Annotated in this window: 17 protein-coding genes and 1 pseudogene; 14 read left to right on the forward strand and 4 right to left on the reverse strand. The window is 54.5% G+C overall.

Annotation, left to right across the window (positions count from 1 at the left end):
* Positions 1–190 precede the first annotated feature (190 nt).
* From SCARR_RS00885 to SCARR_RS00900, 4 genes are read left to right on the forward strand one after another with little or no spacing between them, the layout of a single operon-like run.
* Positions 191–2,422 (forward strand): glycosyltransferase family 4 protein, encoded by a 2,232-nt coding sequence (locus SCARR_RS00885; RefSeq protein WP_222846120.1) that lies wholly within the window; start codon positions 191–193, stop codon positions 2,420–2,422.
* Between the two features lie 15 nt (positions 2,423–2,437).
* Positions 2,438–3,454, forward strand: a complete 1,017-nt coding sequence (locus SCARR_RS00890) for a glycosyltransferase family 4 protein (RefSeq protein WP_136059655.1) — start codon at positions 2,438–2,440, stop codon at positions 3,452–3,454.
* 1 nt (position 3,455) lies between these two features.
* Positions 3,456–4,403, forward strand: coding sequence for a glycoside hydrolase family 130 protein (locus SCARR_RS00895; RefSeq protein ID WP_136059656.1), 948 nt, complete (start codon positions 3,456–3,458; stop codon positions 4,401–4,403).
* Positions 4,404–4,415: 12 nt separating this feature from the next.
* Positions 4,416–5,876 carry a glycoside hydrolase family 130 protein gene (locus SCARR_RS00900; RefSeq protein ID WP_136059657.1) on the forward strand — a complete coding sequence of 487 codons (1,461 nt, stop codon included), beginning with the start codon at positions 4,416–4,418 and terminating at the stop codon, positions 5,874–5,876.
* 17 nt (positions 5,877–5,893) lie between these two features.
* On the opposite strand, the gene SCARR_RS00905 is transcribed toward SCARR_RS00900, so the two are convergent.
* The 4 genes from SCARR_RS00905 to SCARR_RS00920 all read right to left on the reverse strand — a co-directional run bounded on the left by SCARR_RS00905 (position 5,894) and on the right by SCARR_RS00920 (position 8,967).
* Entirely contained in the window at positions 5,894–6,748 is an 855-nt protein-coding gene (locus SCARR_RS00905) for a lysophospholipid acyltransferase family protein (protein WP_136059658.1), read from the reverse strand.
* Entirely contained in the window at positions 6,745–7,848 is a 1,104-nt protein-coding gene (locus SCARR_RS00910) for an MGDG synthase family glycosyltransferase (protein WP_136059659.1), read from the reverse strand. Before SCARR_RS00910 ends, SCARR_RS00905 begins: the two co-directional genes overlap by 4 nt.
* 245 nt (positions 7,849–8,093) lie before the next feature.
* Entirely contained in the window at positions 8,094–8,507 is a 414-nt protein-coding gene (locus tag SCARR_RS00915; protein WP_136059660.1) for a hypothetical protein, read from the reverse strand.
* The gene (locus tag SCARR_RS00920; protein WP_136059661.1) at positions 8,491–8,967 is read right to left on the reverse strand and encodes a hypothetical protein; all 477 of its coding nucleotides are present in this window, start codon (positions 8,965–8,967) and stop codon (positions 8,491–8,493) included. The genes SCARR_RS00915 and SCARR_RS00920 overlap by 17 nt, the downstream gene beginning before the upstream one ends.
* 334 nt (positions 8,968–9,301) lie before the next feature.
* Here SCARR_RS00920 and SCARR_RS00925 point away from each other — a divergent pair, with 334 nt between their 5' ends.
* The 10 genes and pseudogenes from SCARR_RS00925 (at position 9,302) to tnpB (ending at position 18,568) form a co-directional block, all read left to right on the forward strand.
* Positions 9,302–9,538: a hypothetical protein gene (locus SCARR_RS00925; protein ID WP_136059662.1), complete on the forward strand. Its 237-nt coding sequence runs from the start codon at positions 9,302–9,304 to the stop codon at positions 9,536–9,538.
* Positions 9,481–9,999 (forward strand): annotated as a pseudogene (locus SCARR_RS00930) (acetylxylan esterase); the annotation flags it as partial. The gene SCARR_RS00925 and the pseudogene SCARR_RS00930, both read left to right, overlap by 58 nt.
* Positions 9,996–11,645 carry a DUF4955 domain-containing protein gene (locus SCARR_RS00935; protein ID WP_136059664.1) on the forward strand — a complete coding sequence of 550 codons (1,650 nt, stop codon included), beginning with the start codon at positions 9,996–9,998 and terminating at the stop codon, positions 11,643–11,645. The pseudogene SCARR_RS00930 and the gene SCARR_RS00935, both read left to right, overlap by 4 nt.
* Entirely contained in the window at positions 11,642–13,012 is a 1,371-nt protein-coding gene (locus SCARR_RS00940) for a sulfatase-like hydrolase/transferase (RefSeq protein ID WP_136059665.1), read from the forward strand. The genes SCARR_RS00935 and SCARR_RS00940 overlap by 4 nt, the downstream gene beginning before the upstream one ends.
* Positions 13,012–14,556 (forward strand): DUF4955 domain-containing protein, encoded by a 1,545-nt coding sequence (locus SCARR_RS00945; protein WP_136059666.1) that lies wholly within the window; start codon positions 13,012–13,014, stop codon positions 14,554–14,556. The genes SCARR_RS00940 and SCARR_RS00945 overlap by 1 nt, the downstream gene beginning before the upstream one ends.
* Positions 14,556–15,995, forward strand: coding sequence for a sulfatase (locus SCARR_RS00950; RefSeq protein WP_222846121.1), 1,440 nt, complete (start codon positions 14,556–14,558; stop codon positions 15,993–15,995). Before SCARR_RS00945 ends, SCARR_RS00950 begins: the two co-directional genes overlap by 1 nt.
* On the forward strand, positions 15,995–16,726 hold the full coding sequence (locus SCARR_RS00955; protein ID WP_136059667.1) for a DUF1961 family protein: 732 nt from the start codon (positions 15,995–15,997) through the stop codon (positions 16,724–16,726). The genes SCARR_RS00950 and SCARR_RS00955 overlap by 1 nt, the downstream gene beginning before the upstream one ends.
* A gap of 191 nt (positions 16,727–16,917) precedes the next feature.
* Positions 16,918–17,742: a hypothetical protein gene (locus SCARR_RS00960; RefSeq protein ID WP_136059668.1), complete on the forward strand. Its 825-nt coding sequence runs from the start codon at positions 16,918–16,920 to the stop codon at positions 17,740–17,742.
* 170 nt (positions 17,743–17,912) lie between these two features.
* On the forward strand, positions 17,913–18,242 hold the full coding sequence (tnpA, locus tag SCARR_RS00965; protein WP_136059628.1) for an IS66 family insertion sequence element accessory protein TnpA: 330 nt from the start codon (positions 17,913–17,915) through the stop codon (positions 18,240–18,242).
* The gene (tnpB, locus tag SCARR_RS00970) at positions 18,230–18,568 is read left to right on the forward strand and encodes an IS66 family insertion sequence element accessory protein TnpB (RefSeq protein WP_136059669.1); all 339 of its coding nucleotides are present in this window, start codon (positions 18,230–18,232) and stop codon (positions 18,566–18,568) included. The genes tnpA and tnpB overlap by 13 nt, the downstream gene beginning before the upstream one ends.
* Positions 18,569–18,571: the final 3 nt, after the last annotated feature.

Consider the following 18,571-nt stretch of genomic DNA (forward strand, 5'->3'; position numbering starts at 1 on the left):
CCTCCAACGTTGGCGTTGATCATTGTCGCATACTTGAGCGACATGATGCTGATGCATCCAAAGATTCGCTGGCTAATGACATCCTTCTGCTGCCGGAACAATTCTGATCTTGATCAGATTCGCAACCAAACATGATCGGAGATAAACAGTGAAAAAAAATTCAAGTTCGACAATTAATCGAGTGGCTTTTGTGGGAAATTATCTACCACGGAAGTGTGGCATTGCCACCTTTACTACCGACTTGTGCGAGGCGGTCGCAACAGCATACGCCGATACGATCACCTGCTTGGCCCTACCGGTTAACGACACCGAGACGGGCTACAGCTATCCGCCGCGTGTGCGATTCGAATTGTCGGAAAAGGATATTGAATCCTATCGCCGTGCCGCGGATTTCCTCAACATCAACAACGTGGATGTGGTCTGCCTTCAGCATGAGTATGGTATCTACGGTGGCGCCGCTGGCAGTCATATTCTAACACTTTTGCGTGAGTTGCGTATGCCAGTCGTCACAACACTACATACCATTTTGGAAAAACCGCTACCGGAACAGCTACAAGTACTCAAAGAAGTGGCGGCGCTCTCCGACCGGCTCGTCACCATGAGCCGACGCGGCGTGGAGTTTCTGAAGGACATTTACGGCGTGCCACCGGAAAAAATCGACTTCATTCACCACGGCGTGCCAGATGTTCCGTTTGCCGACCCCAACTTTCATAAGGATCTGTTTGGGGTGGAAGGAAAAAAGGTGCTGTTAAGCTTTGGACTGCTCTCTGCCAGCAAAGGAATCGAAACCGTGATTTCAGCCCTGCCAGCGATTGTTGCCCGCCATCCAGAGGTCGTGTATATTGTTGTCGGCGCGACCCATCCCAACGTACTGAAGAATGAGGGTGAGCAGTATCGATTGTCGCTGCAACGTCTCGCTCAAAAGCTGGGTGTGGCCGGTAACGTGATTTTCCATAACAGCTTCGTTACCATCGAGGAACTGATTGAATTTATCAACGCGGCAGATATCTACATCACGCCCTACCTCAATGCGGCGCAGATCACTTCCGGCACACTGGCCTACACGATCGGTGCCGGCAAGGCCGTCGTTTCGACACCCTACTGGCACGCAGAGGAGCTGCTCGCCGACGGGCGCGGTGCGCTATTTCCATTCCGAGATTCTGCCGCATTGGCCGAACAGGTACTTGATCTGCTCGACCACGAATCCAAACGCCATGCCATGCGCAAGAAAGCCTACCTGTTCGGTCGGGAAATGATCTGGCCCAAGGTCGCCCAGCAATATATGGAGAGCTTTGAGCAGGCTCGCAGCCAGCACCTTCTCACCGCTTCATCCAGCTATGCCGTCAAACCGCTAAACCAGCGTCCGGCCGACCTGCCAATGCTTAAGCTGAATCATTTGCGTCGCTTAACGGATGACACTGGCATGATCCAGCACGCCAAATACATCGTACCCAATTATGCCGAAGGTTACTGCATTGACGACAATGCCCGTGCACTGATTGTCGGCATCATGCTGGCGGAACTTGAACTAGGCAACGGCCAGTCGTTAGAGTTGTCGTCGCGTTACCTCGCCTTTATCGCCTATGCCTTCAATCCAAAAACCGAACGCTTTCGTAATTTTATGGATTACCAACGCAATTGGCTGGAAACGAGCGGCTCGGACGACAGTCAGGGTCGTACGCTCTGGGCGCTGGGAACCGTAATGGGCCGTTCCACTCTCTCATCCTTGCGCGGCATCGCCAGTGGTCTCTTTGAACAGGCAATTCCCTCCATTCTTGCCATCAAAAGCCCGCGTGCCTGGGCCTTTGCCCTGATCGGCATTCACGAATATTTGCGGCGTTTCGAGGGCGACCGATTGGTGAACCAAATTCGTGATCAATTGGCAGACCGTCTGGTTGAATTGTATCACGCCAATCGCTCGGATGAATGGCGCTGGTTCGAAGATCGCCTAACCTATTGCAATGCCGTGCTGCCGCACGCCATGCTCATGTGCGGCCAATGGATCCCCAATTCCGACCTGACCGAGATCGGACTCGAGTCGCTTCATTGGTTAACCGACATGCAACGGTCCGACGATCATTTCTCGCCGATCGGCTCTAACGGCTTCTATGTAAAAGGGGGCGAGCGAGCCCGCTTCGATCAGCAACCGGTCGAGGCGCATGCCATGGCCTCCGCCTCTCTTGAAGCCTATCGCTGTACCGGCGATGTCTATTGGCTGAACGAGGCTCGCCGCACCTTCGATTGGTTCCTCGGCAACAACGACCTTGGCATTTCACTGTACGACCACACCTCTGGCGGATGCCGCGATGGTCTACACCCCGACCGACCCAATGAAAATCAAGGAGCGGAATCCACCCTCGCCTTTATCCAAACCCTGCTCGAACTGCGCCTGGCGGAAAATTCCATCCCAGACACCCACTAACCTAAGGAAATCCCGATGAAAATTGCCATGCTGGCTCCCATTGCCTGGCGCACCCCGCCACTTCATTATGGACCGTGGGAAAGCGTCGTCTCGCTTTTGACCGAGGGATTGGTTGCGCGCGGGATCGACGTCACTCTGTTTGCCACCGGCGATTCGGAAACCGGCGGGACGCTGCGCTCGGTCTGCGCGCAGGGCTATGAGGAGGACCGCAACATCATTCCCAAGGTATGGGAAGGCCTGCATATTTCCGAAGTGTTTGAGCACGCAGACGAATTCGATCTCATTCACAACCACTTCGATTTTCTGCCGCTTACCTATTCCGCCCTGGTTTCCACCCCAGTCATCACCACGATCCATGGTTTTTCCTCGCCCGGCATTTTGCCCGTTTATGAAAAATACAACCGGCGCACGGCATACGTCGCCATCAGCGATTCCGACCGTGCGGCTAAACTCGATTATATCGCCACCATCCATCATGGCATCGACCTTAAACACTTTGATTTTCGAGCACAACCCGACGACTATTTACTCTTCTTTGGCCGCATCCATCCCGAAAAAGGAGCCAAGGAAGCCATTGCCATTGCACGCGCCTGCCAGAAGCCGCTCATTCTTGCAGGAATTATTCAGGACGATGCCTACTTCAAACAATACGTCGAATCCGAACTGAAAGAGGGCCAAGTGGACTATGTGGGCAACGTAGGGCCTGTGCGCCGCAACCAGCTGCTCGGTGGTGCCTCCGCGTTGCTGCATCCGATTTCGTTCAACGAACCCTTCGGCCTTTCTATCATCGAAGCGATGGCCTGCGGCACGCCGACCATTGCCTTCAATCGGGGCAGCATGCCGGAGTTGATCGAACATGGGCAAAACGGTTTTTTGGTGAACACGAGCGCCGAAGCCGTCGAATGCGTTGCGCAGATTGCAACCATTGACCGGACTCAGTGCCGCCAAACGGTGGAGGAACGCTTCACCGCCGATCGCATGGCTGAACAATATATCGACGTGTACAAACAGATCCTCAAAATGGAAATGTAGAATGAAAACAACACAGAATGCCACCCTGGTTCAACGCTGCAAAAAGAACCCGATTCTAACGCGGGACGATGTGCCGTATCCCGTCGGCACCGTCCACAATGCCGGCATCGTCAAGCACGACGACCGCTACATCATGCTGTTTCGGTCACATATTCACAACGGCCGTTCCATCATCGGCAAAGCGGAAAGTCGAGATGGCTTTGAGTTCACGGTTGATCCCGCGCCCTTTCTCACGCCGGCGACCGAAGGCGTGTTTGCCGAATACGAGGCATTCGGAGTCGAGGATCTGCGTATCACGCCGATCGAGGGCGAATATTTACTGACCTACAGCGCCTATTCCCGCTATGGGGTCCGCATCGCTCTGGCCCGAACAAAAGATTTCACCTCCATCGAACGCGTGGCACTGATCACTCAGGCCGACCTACGCAACGTCGTCATCTTTCCTGAAAAAATTGGGGGCCGCTATGTGAGACTGGATCGTCCTCATTCCGAAATCATGCCGTGGTCGATCTGGATTTCGTATTCCCCCGACCTTGTGCACTGGGGCGACTCGCGAATGCTCATCAAGCCGGAGCAATATCATTGGGACGAAATGAAGGTAGGCCCCGGTGCGCCGCCATTCAAAACCGACTCAGGCTGGCTGAGCATCTATCACGGTGTGTTTAAAACCATGTCCGGTGTCGTTTATCGCCTTGGCGTGGCGCTGCACGATCTCGAAGATCCTGCCAAACTGATCGGAGTGGCTGACCGCTGGATTTTACAACCCGAAGATCCATGGGAAATCAGCGGCTATGTGCCCAATGTGGTCTTTACCTGCGGGGCGGTGCCCGAAGATGACGGCACGGTGAAAATTTACTGGGGCGGCGCGGATACCGTTATGTGCGTGGGCACGGCGATCATTGCCGAGCTCGTTCAACTCTGTCTCGACGACCCGCGTGAACCCTGTTAAGGAGGAGCTGCCATGAACCCGAAAGTAAAACGCAAAAGCGAACGCATCCTCGGCGACCCCAGACGGGTCATCGCCCGTCCGAATCTGCCGGGCAGTCCCGAGCGCATTGAACGAATCATGCAGCGCGTCATTGCGCTGCCCGAAGAAACCGCCGCCGCCCTGCTGGAGCAGGTGATGCTCGACTTCGCCGGCCGCCACCGCGACATCGACCATATCTTCATGAGCCACCTCAAGGCAGTAAAGGACCACTTGCCCCGCGGCACCCTCCTCAGCGGAACCCAGCACAAGCTGCTCGGGGCCTATTTCACCATGGAATATTCCATCGAATCGGCTGCGCTGTTCAATCCCTCGATCGTTCCGCATCCCGACCAAAGCGGGCTGAATGCGGGAGAGTTGCGCTTCATTCTGAGCCTGCGCGCCACCGGCGAAGGGCATATTTCTTCGATCGTGTTCCGCAGCGGCATTCTCAACGCCGAAAACCTGCTGGCCTTCGATCCCATCAGCGACTATGTCGAAACGCCCGCGCTGCATCTGGATGCCGATTACGACCGCCATCTCTTCGAGCTCAAGCTCAACGAAATGGAAGCCTGCAACGAAACGACCGCCTGGGTGCTCGACCAGCTGCCGGACAACTTCACCTATGCCGAATTGGAGGAAACCGTGGCCGATTTCCGGGAGGAACACTGCCCCTGCGGCGCGCAGCAGAACGAGGCGCTGGAGCTGATCGACTGGCTGGCCCACTCCAACTATGAAACCACGTTTCGTGCCGAATTCCCGCTCTCCGAACGCGTCATCTTCCCCGTCTCGAAAAATGAAAGCAGCGGCATCGAGGATGCCCGCTTTGTGCGTTTTACCGATGACGATGGCGAGGTCACCTATTATGCGACCTACACCGCCTACAACGGCTTCAGTATTCTGCCGCAGCTGATCGAAACCAAGGATTTCGTCACCTTCAACGTTATCACACTCAACGGGCGGGCCGTGCATAACAAGGGGATGGCGCTATTTCCGCACAAGATCAACGGGCGCTACGTCATGCTCTCGCGCCAGGACGGCGAAAACAACCACATCATGTTTTCCGACCACCTGCATTTCTGGCAGGAGTCCGCAATCATCCAAGAGCCGGAACGCCCCTGGGAATTCATCCAGGTGGGCAACTGCGGCTCGCCGCTGGAAACCGAAGCCGGCTGGCTGGTGCTCACCCACGGGGTCGGCCCCATGCGCCAATACTGCATCGGCGCAATGCTGCTCGACCTTGAAAACCCGGCCAAGGTCATTGCCCGGCTCGAGGAGCCGCTGCTAACCCCGCACGAGCAGGAGCGCGAGGGCTATGTCCCCAACGTGGTCTACAGCTGCGGCGCGATCATCCACAACAACGAACTGGTCATCCCCTACGCGATGTCGGACGTCCATTCCGGCATCGCCACCGTCGCCGTCGATGAGCTGATCGGTAGCATGCAACCTCTCGCATAAGCGATTCCCTGTTTTTGCTACCACACCGGATTAAAGGCAAACCATTGGTCGGGATGGTTCCCAATGACCTCTTCCAGGACGGAGCGGATACGTCCCTGGATGTCGTCGATGGATCGGAATTGATCAGGGATGATGGGCGGATAGAGGCAAAACCGGAACGTCTCATCCGGTTCGCGCAGAATGAACGCCGGAAGGATCGGTGCACCGGTGCGGGCTGCGAGCACCGCGGGGCCCCGGGGCAGTCGCGCAGGCTTGCCGAAGAACGATGTTCGCCGCTGTTTGGCGGAAAAATCCAGGTCGCCCAGGAGCACGACGAGTTCGCCGCGTTTCAGGCAGGCGGACATGAAGCTTGCGCCTCCGCCCATTGGCAGGACGCTGATTCCCCGGTTCGCACGTCGAGACTCAAACAAGGCATCAAGCCGGGCGGAAGGCTGCGGGCGGACCACGGCGTTTATCCGGCATCCATACCGCTCCAATACATTTGCGCCCAGCTCCCAGCTGCCGAGATGGGCGGACAGGCCGATAATGCCCCTTTCCATGCTGCGGCACTGTTCGAGATACTCGATGTGCTCCACCTTTACCAATTGGTCCAGCGCCGCGGGAGACAGTCGGCCGAGTTGAAAGAAGTCGACCACGTACTTGCCGAAATTGTCAAAAGTGCTGCGCGCCATCTGCGCAAGCTCGCTGTCAGACATGGCGAGCCCCCGAGCTTCGAAAACAATACGAAGGTTCGCCGCCACGGCCCGGCGAATTACGTGGCGGTTGCGGTAGGCCCCGGCGGAGGCGGCTTTCGCTGCCGCGTACGCAACCCGACGTGGCAACACTGCGGTCAGCAGGCTGACGGTGCGGTAGAATAGTAATAATCCATTCATGTGGATTCTTGTTCTGAAACGAGGTTGAGCACATGCCGGACAATCCGGTCGGCGGCGTCCGGACGGGCCAGCGCCAGTGCCTTGTCCCGCATCATTATTAGAAGTTTCCGGTTGTTCAGCAGGGTCGTGACGCTGCGGTTCACATCGTATTCGTTTCTGACATGCAGCGCGGCGCCATGGTGCACCAGGACTTCGGCGTTGCCCTTTTCTTGACCCGGCAGGGGACGCACAAGAAGGAGTGGAACACCGGCACAGATGGCCTCCGCCAACGTCACGCCCCCGGGTTTGGTGATCATGAGATCCGATCGGTGCATCAGTTCAACCGCATTGCGGACATAGCCCCTGATCCGAATTCGATGCTGAAAGCTCTGCCGGCACCGCATGAGGCGCTTCCGCAGGTGCCGGTTTGTGCCGCACACCACATCGATTGTGAAGTCGTTGGGGCAGCGATCGAGTCTTTTTATCGTTCGGCAGCGAATACCCAGTGCCCGTCCGCCCCCCATCACGAGTACACGTCCTTTTTCGAGGGGCCCGCCGAGAGCGGCCGTTGCCGGAACCGGGATGCCGAAGACGCAAATCCGGCTCTCATTGACGCCCAGCCATATGAGCCGGGCGGCCGCGGAATCCGTCGGCACGACATACCGAGGGTTAGTGCCGTTGTTCATGACCCAGAAGCGGTGCGGCACGAAGTCGGTGGTCACGCCAAGCAACGGGATCCGGCTGGCTTGGCGGGCGGCAAACGAGGCGATCACGGCAAAGGGATAGGCCTGCGTGCAAACGACCGCATCCGGATTGAACTCCGCCATCAGCCGTTGGAGCGACTCGCTCTTGCCCTTCTGCACGAGTTGCCGCAGCCTCCGCGTCAGACGCTCGACCCAGAAGTTGTCGTAGAGCGCCTCCCACAGCTCCGGCGTCCGCCGGATGGTGGTCATGTACATGCGTTCGATGATTTTCCCCCACTTGGGATGCAGGTGGGCCAGCAGATCAACGCACCGCGTTTCGACATCCGGACACTGTTTGCGGAAAGCCGTCTCAAGGTAGCGGGCCGCCGTATGATGGCCGCTGTTGCGGACGATGTAGAGAATCAGTACCCGTGTCATGCCGTACTCCCTTGAGTTTTTCTCTGAACCGACGCACTCAACCGGTCATATATGAAGCATAGACTTCGGCTTCCGGAATCGGAAGTGCGAAATTCGGAGCCTGCCATCTGCCGCAATCTTACCACTTCCCCCTCACGCCTGAAGCGTTTGCCGCCGATAACATAGCGATGCCTCTTGTTTTCGAGCCGATCCAGAAACGGTCCGTCGCCATCCAGACTATCCATCATCACGAGCACGCGTGAGCGCTATTGCAGTGGCGTAACCACTCGGTCGAGTACATCGTCTAACGACGGATCCAGCGCACGCCGTTCTCCCTCGCCTTCTGCGCAAAGATGCCGAACCGCAATCATCGGCCCAAGCATCCATGCGCCCCACATTAATCCGTTGCCTTTGTCGGTAATGTATTTGGTTCCTTCGCGTCGCGGGGAGCCTTCGAGCAGGCTTTCATCACCGAACAGCGGAATAAATCCATGAGGGAGTTGAATATCTTCCGGCTCAACTCGCGTTAGAATCTTTCGAGTGCTATGGGCAATAATCTGATGCATGCCCCCGAGAACCGCTCCCTTGCCAAACCGTTCGAGATCTTCGCAGAATACTTTTTCACCGGGCAAATGATCGATCCCCATATCTCGAAGCAGAGCGTCATCCTGCCGGATCATCAATGATCAGTTCTCTTGAATGGATTTTATGTGGTTTTTGCTTCGATGAATCTTTTTTGTTTGGCACCTTCGTTACCCGCAGTTGTGGTTTTTGGTACCCGAATTTTAGCATCTGCTTTGGCAGGAGTTCAAGACCAAGCCCGAACTGCGTCCGGCAAAGGTTTATCCGCGCATCAAGGGCGGCCACATTGCCGAATGGCTGCGCGCTTGCAAAGGCGAGGGGCCGAAGCCCGGTTCCAACTTCGACTATGCCGGGCAGCTGACCGAAATGATTGCTCTCGGCACGCTGGTGATCCGTACCGGCAAGGGGCTGGGATACGATACCCGCAAAATGAGGATCAAAGGCAACCCGGCGGCGAGCAAGCTGATCAAGGTGGGTGCCCGGAAAGGTTTCCAGGTCAAGGATCTGAAAGTTTAAGCCTGTTGTCCGTCCGTGCCTTGTGGGGCACAAGGCCTTCATTGTGTGTGGTGTTTGTGTGCGCTTTTGTAGGCCGTGTTCCCGCTATGTAGTGTTCTCGGAGCGCAGCGGCGAGAATGCCCTAAGGAGCCCCTCTCCGCTACGCTTCGAGAGGACTACAAAGGCTAGGATTCTACGCGCGATTTCCTTTTTGAGGGAAATTGAGATAACCGTCAAACTCGGCCTAATTTTGTGCGCAAATGCCGGCGGTTTTTTGCGCAAAGCAAATCTTCTTTTTTCAAAGCGACCGTCTACTATTCCCAACATACCGTGAGAAGAGGTTCACTCTCGACGCATGGATAACGTGTTTAAACTCAAAGCATGGAGGAGTAGGAAAATGAAAAAAATATTAGCCATAATTACAACGGTTGCCTTGTCAACCACACTAGCCAGTGCAGAGCTGGTGGGTTCGTTGCAGCTCGATACCAACAATGATACTAACGGTGTTGACCGTTTGGCGGGGTTTGTGACCCGCACAGGTAATGGCAATACGGATACCCGGGGTACGGTGCAGCGGAAAAACTGCTCTTTCGCTCTAACTTTCTGGATGCGGCGCAACTGGCCGGTATCGTGATGGCCATGGACGGTGTGGATGAAACCCGTGTCGGTGCCATGGGGGGAAGTCAGGGCGGGGCACTGGCGCTGGCCGGTGCTGCTCTTGAACCGCGCATTGCGCGCGTTGTTTCGCTTCATCCTTTTCTTTGCGATTATAAACGGGTTTGGGAGATGGACCTCGCGGTCGATGCCTACAGCGAGCTGAAGGATTTTTTCCGCAAGTTTGATCCGCAGCATAAACGTGAAGATGAGATTTTTAAGAAGCTGGGTTATATCGATGTTCAGCATCATGCGGCCTCGATTGCCGCGGACGTTCTTTTCGGGGCCACGCTGTCCGATACCATCTGTCCTCCGTCCACCCAGTTTGCGGCCTATAATAAAATCAGGGCTGAAAAGTCGATCGAGGTTTATCCGGATTTCGGACACGAACCGCCTCCCGGCTTCTGGGATAGCACTTTTAACTTTATGATGGGGTTATGATGAAAACCGTTTCCGTTGCTTTCTGTCTTCTATGCTTATGTGCTTTGGCATCGGCCGAAACTTCCAAGGTCTGGAAAGAGTGGGTTTCTGGAAAGCCGGTGATTCCCGATTATTCATGGGCGGGCTACAAGTATGGGACGGAAGCCATTCCGGAGGTGAGCTGGAAGGTCTTTAATGTTGTCGACTACGGTGCGGTTGCGAACGATGGGAAATCAGACTACGACGCGATTCAGAAAACCATAAAAGCCGCAGAAGCGAATGGTTCAGGCATCGTCTTTTTCCCGGTCGGAAAATTCCTGGTAGCTGAACAGGAAGGCCGTACGGAATCCATTAAAATTCATGGAGCAAATATTGTTTTGCGCGGAAGCGGGAGCGGAACCGGTGGTACAGAAATTCATCAGAAGCATCACTATGTGCCTGAAGACACGACGAAGAAGTGGACGACGCCCCCGGTATTCAGTTTTGAAACGTCCGGCAGCGGAGCCTATCACTTTAGACTTCGGGAGTCGTTTGTTCCGGTAACCACGGTAGCCGGAGCTGAAAAAAATGGAACGTTCAGAATTGATGTGGCAGATGCGTCGAAGTTTAAGATGGGTCAAACCATCATGCTGCATATGCAGAACTCGGCGGCCAACAACGATTTCCTGAAGGGGCTGACGCCGCGCGATATCTGCCACGAAATTATAGACAACGGTGTGTCGGTGGCAGAAAAGCATACGGTGGTTAAGGTGGAGGGCCATACGCTCGTTCTGCAGGAGCCGTTGCATACGGATATAGATCCGGGGCATGGATGGAAGGTATATGACTATCCAACCACCGAAGGATGGGGCGTTGAGGATATCCATTTCAGCGGAAACAGTCCGACCCCGTTTGTGCATCATAAAGATTATATTCACGACAGCGGGTATTTTGCGGTCGAAATGGTGCAGGGCAAAAACGGGTGGATCCGCCGTTGCCGGTTTACGAATCTGTCGCACGCCTGTTTTGCCACCGGCTGTATGGCCACATCGTTCTTGATGAATACGGTGGATGGGCATCAGGGGCACGGAAATTTTAATACCAAGTGGGGCTACGGAAACCTGATCGGTCTTTGTCAGGATTTGAGCGATATCGGTTCTTTTCACGGTTGCGGGATTTCGCATGAGCATGTCGGAGGGGTGATCTGGCGGTATGAATCGGTCGGGGAAACGAAACAGACCCCGCGCTGCGGCGGTCCGGATTTTCATGCCCAGTTTCCATACTGTTCATTGTGGGATGCCAGTGTGGCCAATCTGCGAAACAATGGCGGTGCTTCCTTTCTGCAGCCTAATCATCTGGTCGATCTGACCTTCTGGAACTTTGAGCAAATTGGCGAAAAGATTCATCACGACTACTGGAACATGCCGAAAACCGCGGAAGAGAAGAAGAATATGTATTTCGGCAAAACCAAGATCGTTTATCCAAACTACATTGGCTTTCATGGTGTGATGTCGACTTTCAATGAAGATCATCTGGGGATTGTTGAGTCGTACGGCACTCCGGTTGAACCGGAATCGCTTTATGAAGCGCAACTGGCGCAGCGGTTGGGTGGTGCGCCGGCCTGGGTGGCGGATGCAAAAGCAGCGTGGAAAAAAGTTAAAGCAATACATCGGGAGGCAGGACAATGAAACGGTTTTTAGAAGGGTTGATGCTGGCGGGACTGTTTGTTTGTGTAGCACAGGGGGGCGGACGGCCGCTTCCCGCTGGTTCACCGAATGTGCTGGTCTTTATTCTAGACGACGCCGGATGGAAAGATGTCGGCTATATGGGCGGCGACATAGCGACTCCCGAAATCGATAAGATTGCGGGGCAGGGCGTCCGCCTGAATAAGTTTTATACCTATTCCACTTGCACGCCGACGCGTGCGGCCTTTTTTACCGGGGAAGCGCCGAGCCGTTCGGGTATTGTGTATCCGATTCAGCATGATGACCACTACGGCATTCCGGCTGAAAAAGAGACACTGCCGGAAGTGTTCCGCAAGAATGGATATAAAACGGCGCTGATCGGAAAGTGGCATCTGGGCGTGCAATCGGAACTGGCGCCGTGTGCACATGGTTTTGAAATGCACTACGGGATGCGCGGCGGCTGGTTCGACCAGTATACACGCGAAAATCCGGTAACGGGTTATGACTGGTGGCGCAATGACAACGTGGCGGAAAGGGAAGAGGGCCATACGACCGATCTTTTGACCGCTGAAGCAATCCGCTATTTGAAGAATGCCGAAGAAGCCCCGTTCTTCCTTTGCGTGAGCTATACTGCGCCGCATGTGCCGATCCAGGTCGATCCGAAATGGACCGCGCCCTATGAGGGCAAATTCGACACGAAAACCCGCGTGGGCTATGCCGGTATGATGGCGCAGCTGGATGATTCCATCGGTCAGATTTTCCAGACCCTGGAAAAACAGGAATTCCTCGAAAATACCCTGGTGGTATTCTTCAGCGACAACGGGCCGTCAGCGCCGGGTAAGAAATGGTATATTCCGGAAGAAGCCTTCAATATCAATTTTTACGGCAACGACGGCGTCTATGGTGATGTCGGCCCGTTGCGCGGCTGGAAGGCATCGCCCTACGACGGCGGAGTATGTACGCCGGCTTTCGTCTATTGGAAAGGGAAACTTACTTCCAATGATTGGAATAAACCGGTGATCGTTCAGGATCTGTACCATACGATTCTGGGGCTGGTGAAACTGGAAAATCCGTCTGACGGACGAAACTTTTTCGATGATTCTGAGCCGGAAACCTTTTACTGGCGGACGCCGAAAAACCTGGCGCTGCGTTCGGGGGATTGGAAGTTGCTGCTCAGCAACGCCTCGCCGTTTGATGCCGACCTGAACCTGGAGCTCTACAACCTTGGGAAGGATGTCGGGGAAGAGCACAACTGCGTGAAATCGCATCCGGAAAAAGCGCAGGAGCTGTTGGTGAAGATGCAGAGCGAATTTAAGAAAGATGCTAAGCCGCATGTGAATCAAAAGTTGCTGGAACAGGAAGGTAAATAATGAAGCGAATCGTATGCAGTATATGGGTTATGCTTGGCGCCGTCTGTTTTGCTGAAGAACAGATTGCACCGTCTTCTTATACGTCCAGCCTTTGGAAACAATATCACGAAGCAAAGCTGAATGGTGGTGAACCGGAGCTGGCTGATTTTTCCTATGTCGGTTATCGACATGGCGCGGAACCGATTCCGACCGTCGAGTGGAAGGTGTTCAACGTGATGCGCGCCGGGGCGAAACCGAATGATAGCAAGTCCGATCGCAAGGCTTTCCTGCTGGCCATTGAGGCGGCAGAAAAGCATGGGTCGGGCATCATCTATTTTCCTGCCGGACGGTATCTGCTTAACGAGCAGGACGATCCGCACAATGAGCCAATTGTGATCAATGGCAGCAAAATCGTACTCCGCGGTGCTGGTTGCGGGGAGGGCGGTACGGAACTTTTTTTTGACCGCCACATGGATCCGGTGCATCCGGACAAGCTGTGGACGTGTCCCTATATCATCCAGTTTAAAGGTGAAAAGCCGGCCGGGACAAAGGCAAAGGTTGTTGCCGATGCCCGGCGCGAAACATTTGCGGTTGAGGTGTCGGACGCATCGGCGTTCAAGGCCGGGGGCTGGATTGAACTCAGCATGACCGATACATCGCCTGCAGGGGTTGCCGCCGCCGTTGCGCCGTATCCGGTTCAACCGGCCTGGAAAACGATCATCAACAGGGGATTTGTCATCGATGAGCTGCATCAGGTTGCGGCGGTTGACGGGAACGTAATCACCTTCAACGAGCCGATCCATATCGACGTGAATGCCGTCAAAAAATGGACCGTGCAGAAGTGGGCCCCGCTGGAGGAAGTGGGCGTGGAGGACATTGCCTTTGTCGGCAATTGGCACGAGAAGTTTGTGCACCATAAGAATGCGATCCATGACGGCGGCTGGAGTATTGTACAGCTGTCACGCTGTGTGAACAGCTGGGCACGCAACTGCCGCTTTATTGATGTGAACCGGGTAGTGGCTGTCGGCGGTTCCGCTGCGGTGACGGTTGAAGATCTGTCGCTTGAAGGAAACCGCGGTCACAATGCGGTTTCACTGCACGGTACGTCGCACTGCCTGATTCGCCGGATCAACGACACGGCCAGCCATTGGCATGCCGGCGGAGTTGCGGGAGCGTGTTCCGGTAACGTATTCCAGCATTGCGCCTATCCAGAAGACACCTGCTATGAGGCCCACGCCTCGCAGCCGCGCTGGACGCTGTTCGATAACGTGACCGGCGGCTGGATGTATGGTCGCTGGGGCGGGGCGGAGCAGAATCAGCCGAACCACCTGCACGGGCTGGTCTTCTGGAACTATGAAAAGATCGGACTGGGTGAACCCGGTGCATTCCACTTTATGCGGTCGGACAGCAAATATGGTCGCACCATCATGCCTTGCGTCATCGGCTTTCATGGCGTTCCGCAGGCCTGGGCGGAAGAGGAGATCAAGGTGCTTGAATCAAACGGCGCACCGGTCTGGCCGGATTCGCTCTACGACGCGCAGTTTGAATTGAGGATGACGAAATAATGAAGCGTTTATTCCAATCATTGAAACTGCTGCTGTGCCTGAGCTTTTGCTGCATGGCCGGGCAGCCTAATGTGCTGATGATCAGCATCGATGACCTGAACGACTGGATCGGCTGCATGCAGGGGCATCCAAACACGAAGACCCCGAATATTGACCGGCTGGCGGAACGTGGAGTGGTTTTTGATAATGCGCACTGTCCGGCACCGTTGTGCGGGCCGTCGCGCGCCGCCATCATGAGCGGCCTGACTCCGGCCACGACAGGCATCTATGCGCATATTCATGATGAAGATCTGAAGCAGTCGGCGGCATCGCAGTCGGTATTCCTTCCGAAATGGTTTGCCGACCATGGCTACCGCACCATGGGGCGGGGAAAGATATTTCATGAAAACGCGCCGGAGGGTCAGTTTCATGAACTGGTCGGTCGGGAAAGCCCCCGCTTCGGTCCCAAGGCTCCGAAGCATTTTAAATGGGAGCAGCCCAGGACCAGCACGGACTGGGGAGCGTTCCCGGAAAGCGATGAACTGATGCCGGATTACCAGACGGCTGCGTGGGCGGCGGAACGGTTGGCAAAGCCGTATGAGCAGCCTTTCTTCCTGGCCGTTGGCTTTGTTCGTCCGCACGTGCCGTGGTATGTTCCGCAGAAATGGTTTGATCTGCATCCGGTTGAATCAATCCAGTTGCCGCCATACAAAGCTGGTGACCAGGATGATGTCCCGGAAATTGCACGTCGGATCATGGAGCTGCCACAGATGCCGACAACCGAGTGGGCGCTTGAAAACGGCGAGTGGAAAAATATTGTGCAGGGCTATCTCGCCAGTATTTCATTTGTGGACCACTGCGTGGGGATGGTGCTCGATGCGTTGGAAGAGAGCGGTCATGCAGAGAACACGATCGTAGTTCTTTGGTCGGATCACGGCTACCACCTGGGCGAGAAAAACCGCTTTGCCAAACAGTCGCTTTGGCAACGGGCCACACGCGTCCCGTTCATTATTTCTGCACCGGGATTTTCTGAAGGAAAGCACTCCGCGCGGACGGTATCGTTGATGGATCTGTATCCAACCCTCCTGGATGTTTGCGGTCTGCCTGCCAATAAAAAAAACGAGGGCAAAAGCTTGGTGACGCTGTTGCGCAATCCGGATGCCCGGTGGGATCGCCCGGCCATTATTACCTACGGCGAAAACAACCATGCCGTCGTTACGGAGGACTATCGCTACATCCGGTACGAGGACGGCAGCGAAGAGTTTTATGACCTGAACAAGGATCGCAATGAGTGGCACAACCAGTCTGCAAACCCTGAATATGAAAAGGTAAAAAAGCAGCTGCGCAAAAAACTGCCGAAAACCAATACGCCCTGGTCGCCCTGGACCTTCGTTCCCTGCAACGATTATTTCCGGGAAAAGACCAAAGCCGGATACAAGGGCGATAAGCTGGAGGGCTGATGATGAAATGGTTGGTGATGCTGTTACTCCTGGTCGGCGCAGCTTCCGCTGCAGAGTGGATCGAGGTGTTTCATGACCCGTGTTCCAATGATTGGAAACAAAACTGGTTCCTAGAGGGGAATAAGGCGTGGGTCACCAACGGGGCCGATGGAATGACCTATTCGGCCGGCCCCGTGCTGAAGGAAAACGCCAGTCATGCCGTGCTCTGGACCAAGCAGAGCTTTGAGGGCGACCTGAAGATTGAATATGACTACACCCGCATCGATACCAACATGGCGGCGGGGGTCAATATTCTCTACATTGAAGCGACCGGACTGGGAACCGAAGAATGGCCGACGGATATTTTCCAGTCCTCGGGAAAGCGCAGGGAACCGTGGATGAAATATTATTTTCTCTACATGCACTCGTTGCATATTTCCTATGCCTCGGACGGTCGCTATGTTTCAGCTCGCCGCTATCCGGCAAAGGATACCACGACCTTCAATAAGGCCACACAGTTTGAGCCGAAGTATGCCGATCTTGATCTTTTTCAGCCTGGCGAAACCTGGCATATCACGGCCGTTAAGGATGGTGATCTGTTGCGTTTTACCGGGGAGCATAACGGCAGGACGCATGCATTTGAATGGAATCTGACCCAGTTCCCTGAAGTTACCGAAGGACGTATCGGTTTACGCCACATGTGGACCCGTTGCAGCCGGTATAAAAATATCCGAATTTTTACGCGGAAATAAGCGTTCCTTGCAGGGGGGCTGTGCGTGAATGTAGGTGCAGGGGCTCCAATATTTCCGTATTTCAGAGTCGATATTTCCGCAGAATTATTGTGCGTAAATCCCTGCCGATTAATGCGCAAAGGAGTTCTTCAGCTAGACCGATTCTTCTCCTATAACGATTAAATCGTTAACAACAAAAAAGGAGCATGAACATGAAAAGACACATGAAATCAGTATTGGGCGTAATGGCCTGTCTGACGGCAGTCGTAACGCAGGCGGCTTTGGTTCCGCCTTCCGGTCTATCTTCGTTTGCGGACTGGAATTTCGACAACACCGGAGTTGGCGGTGTGGATTCTGCTACGACAGGAACCGATTGGGCGACAAAAACGCCAGCGACGGCCTCACCGGCGTTCACGATCGTGACTATCGGATCCGATGCTGCGTCGGAGTTTGATGTTAATGAAGGAAAAAGTCGCTTACAGGTGATTGGCAGATCAGATGGAGTTACTGACGGTACTACGGATGGCTATTTGTCATTCGGGAGCAGTTCCAAGGGATTTGTGTCGGCTCAGGTTGGTGTGAATTCAGGAACCTCGTTTACATCAGGGATGATTTCTCTTGTAAATGTTAGCGGAACAACCATTACGCCCCTACTTCAATTCGTACTCAACGGTAAGCAAGATAATGCCGGAAATACTATTGTGACAGGGGACGGTTCGACGCTTTATGCCGGGTTGTGGGAGGATGTATTCAATACTGTTCAGTTTAGCTGGGAGGATGGCGTTGGTAGTGTTTTTGTTGATACAACCGGGAATGGTGCTAACGGTGGAGAGACTACGGTGAGCAATGCATCTTTCTTATCAGCTCTCACTCCGAATGCCATATACTTCGAAGCAGGCGGTGGCACTGCAACCAATTCGCGTAGAATGTATCTCGATGAGCTTGCGGTACAGATGATTCCCGAACCCGCCACGCTGGGCTTGGTTGCGGTATTCGGCGGAGCGGTTCTCTTCATTCGCCGGTGTTTTATGATGTAGATTCGTTCGTCATCATCTCTTGAAAAAAATGAGGTTCTCCGGGCGGTCGTGGCATTAGTTCCATGACCGCCTTTTTTTGATATCAGGTGCGGAGGAAGTATAATTATTTCGTAAACGCCTCTTCTTTCACCCCGTAGTCAGCTCCGGCAAAGCCTGATAATTTGTCAGGCATGGATACGAATGAAAACAATGTGTCGGGGCGGGCTTCCTATACGGAGGAAGAACGCCGGGAACTGATCGAGGAGTTTAATTCAGCGGGGCTGACCCAGGCGGCGTTTTGCCGGGAATGGAGCATCAACCCGAAAACGCTGGCCCGTTGGCTGCGAATTGAACGTCAGGAATCTGAGGTTGCTTTTTGCGAGGTGGAAGTTCAGCCCGGACCTCCTGAGATAGATGAACTGAAGATCTTTCTGCCGAACGGGATTGAGGTTCAGCTTCCAATTCCGTCACTGAATGAACTCGGTATGGTTCTGCGGGAGGCTGCCGGATGTTTGGATTAAGTAATTCAATCCGGGTATTTCTGGCGGTTGAGCCGGTGGATCTGCGTAAGAGCTTCAACGGATTGCACTGTGTAGTGCAGGATAGGTTAAATGAAGATCCGTGTTCGGGCACATTGTTTGTGTTTACGAACCGACGGAAAAACCGGATCAAGACGCTGTACTGGGATGGTACCGGCATGTGGGTTGCTATCAAGCGGCTTGAAAAGGGCTGTTTCAGTTGGCCTCAAGGCGTTGGCGCAGATGAAAAGCTTAGTCTTGCTCCGGAAGCGCTGGCCCTGCTGCTCGATGGAGTTGATCTAAAACAAGGCTCGCTCAAACCTTGGTAACAG

This window comes from Pontiella sulfatireligans, assembly GCF_900890705.1.
In the GTDB taxonomy this organism is placed as follows: domain Bacteria; phylum Verrucomicrobiota; class Kiritimatiellia; order Kiritimatiellales; family Pontiellaceae; genus Pontiella; species Pontiella sulfatireligans.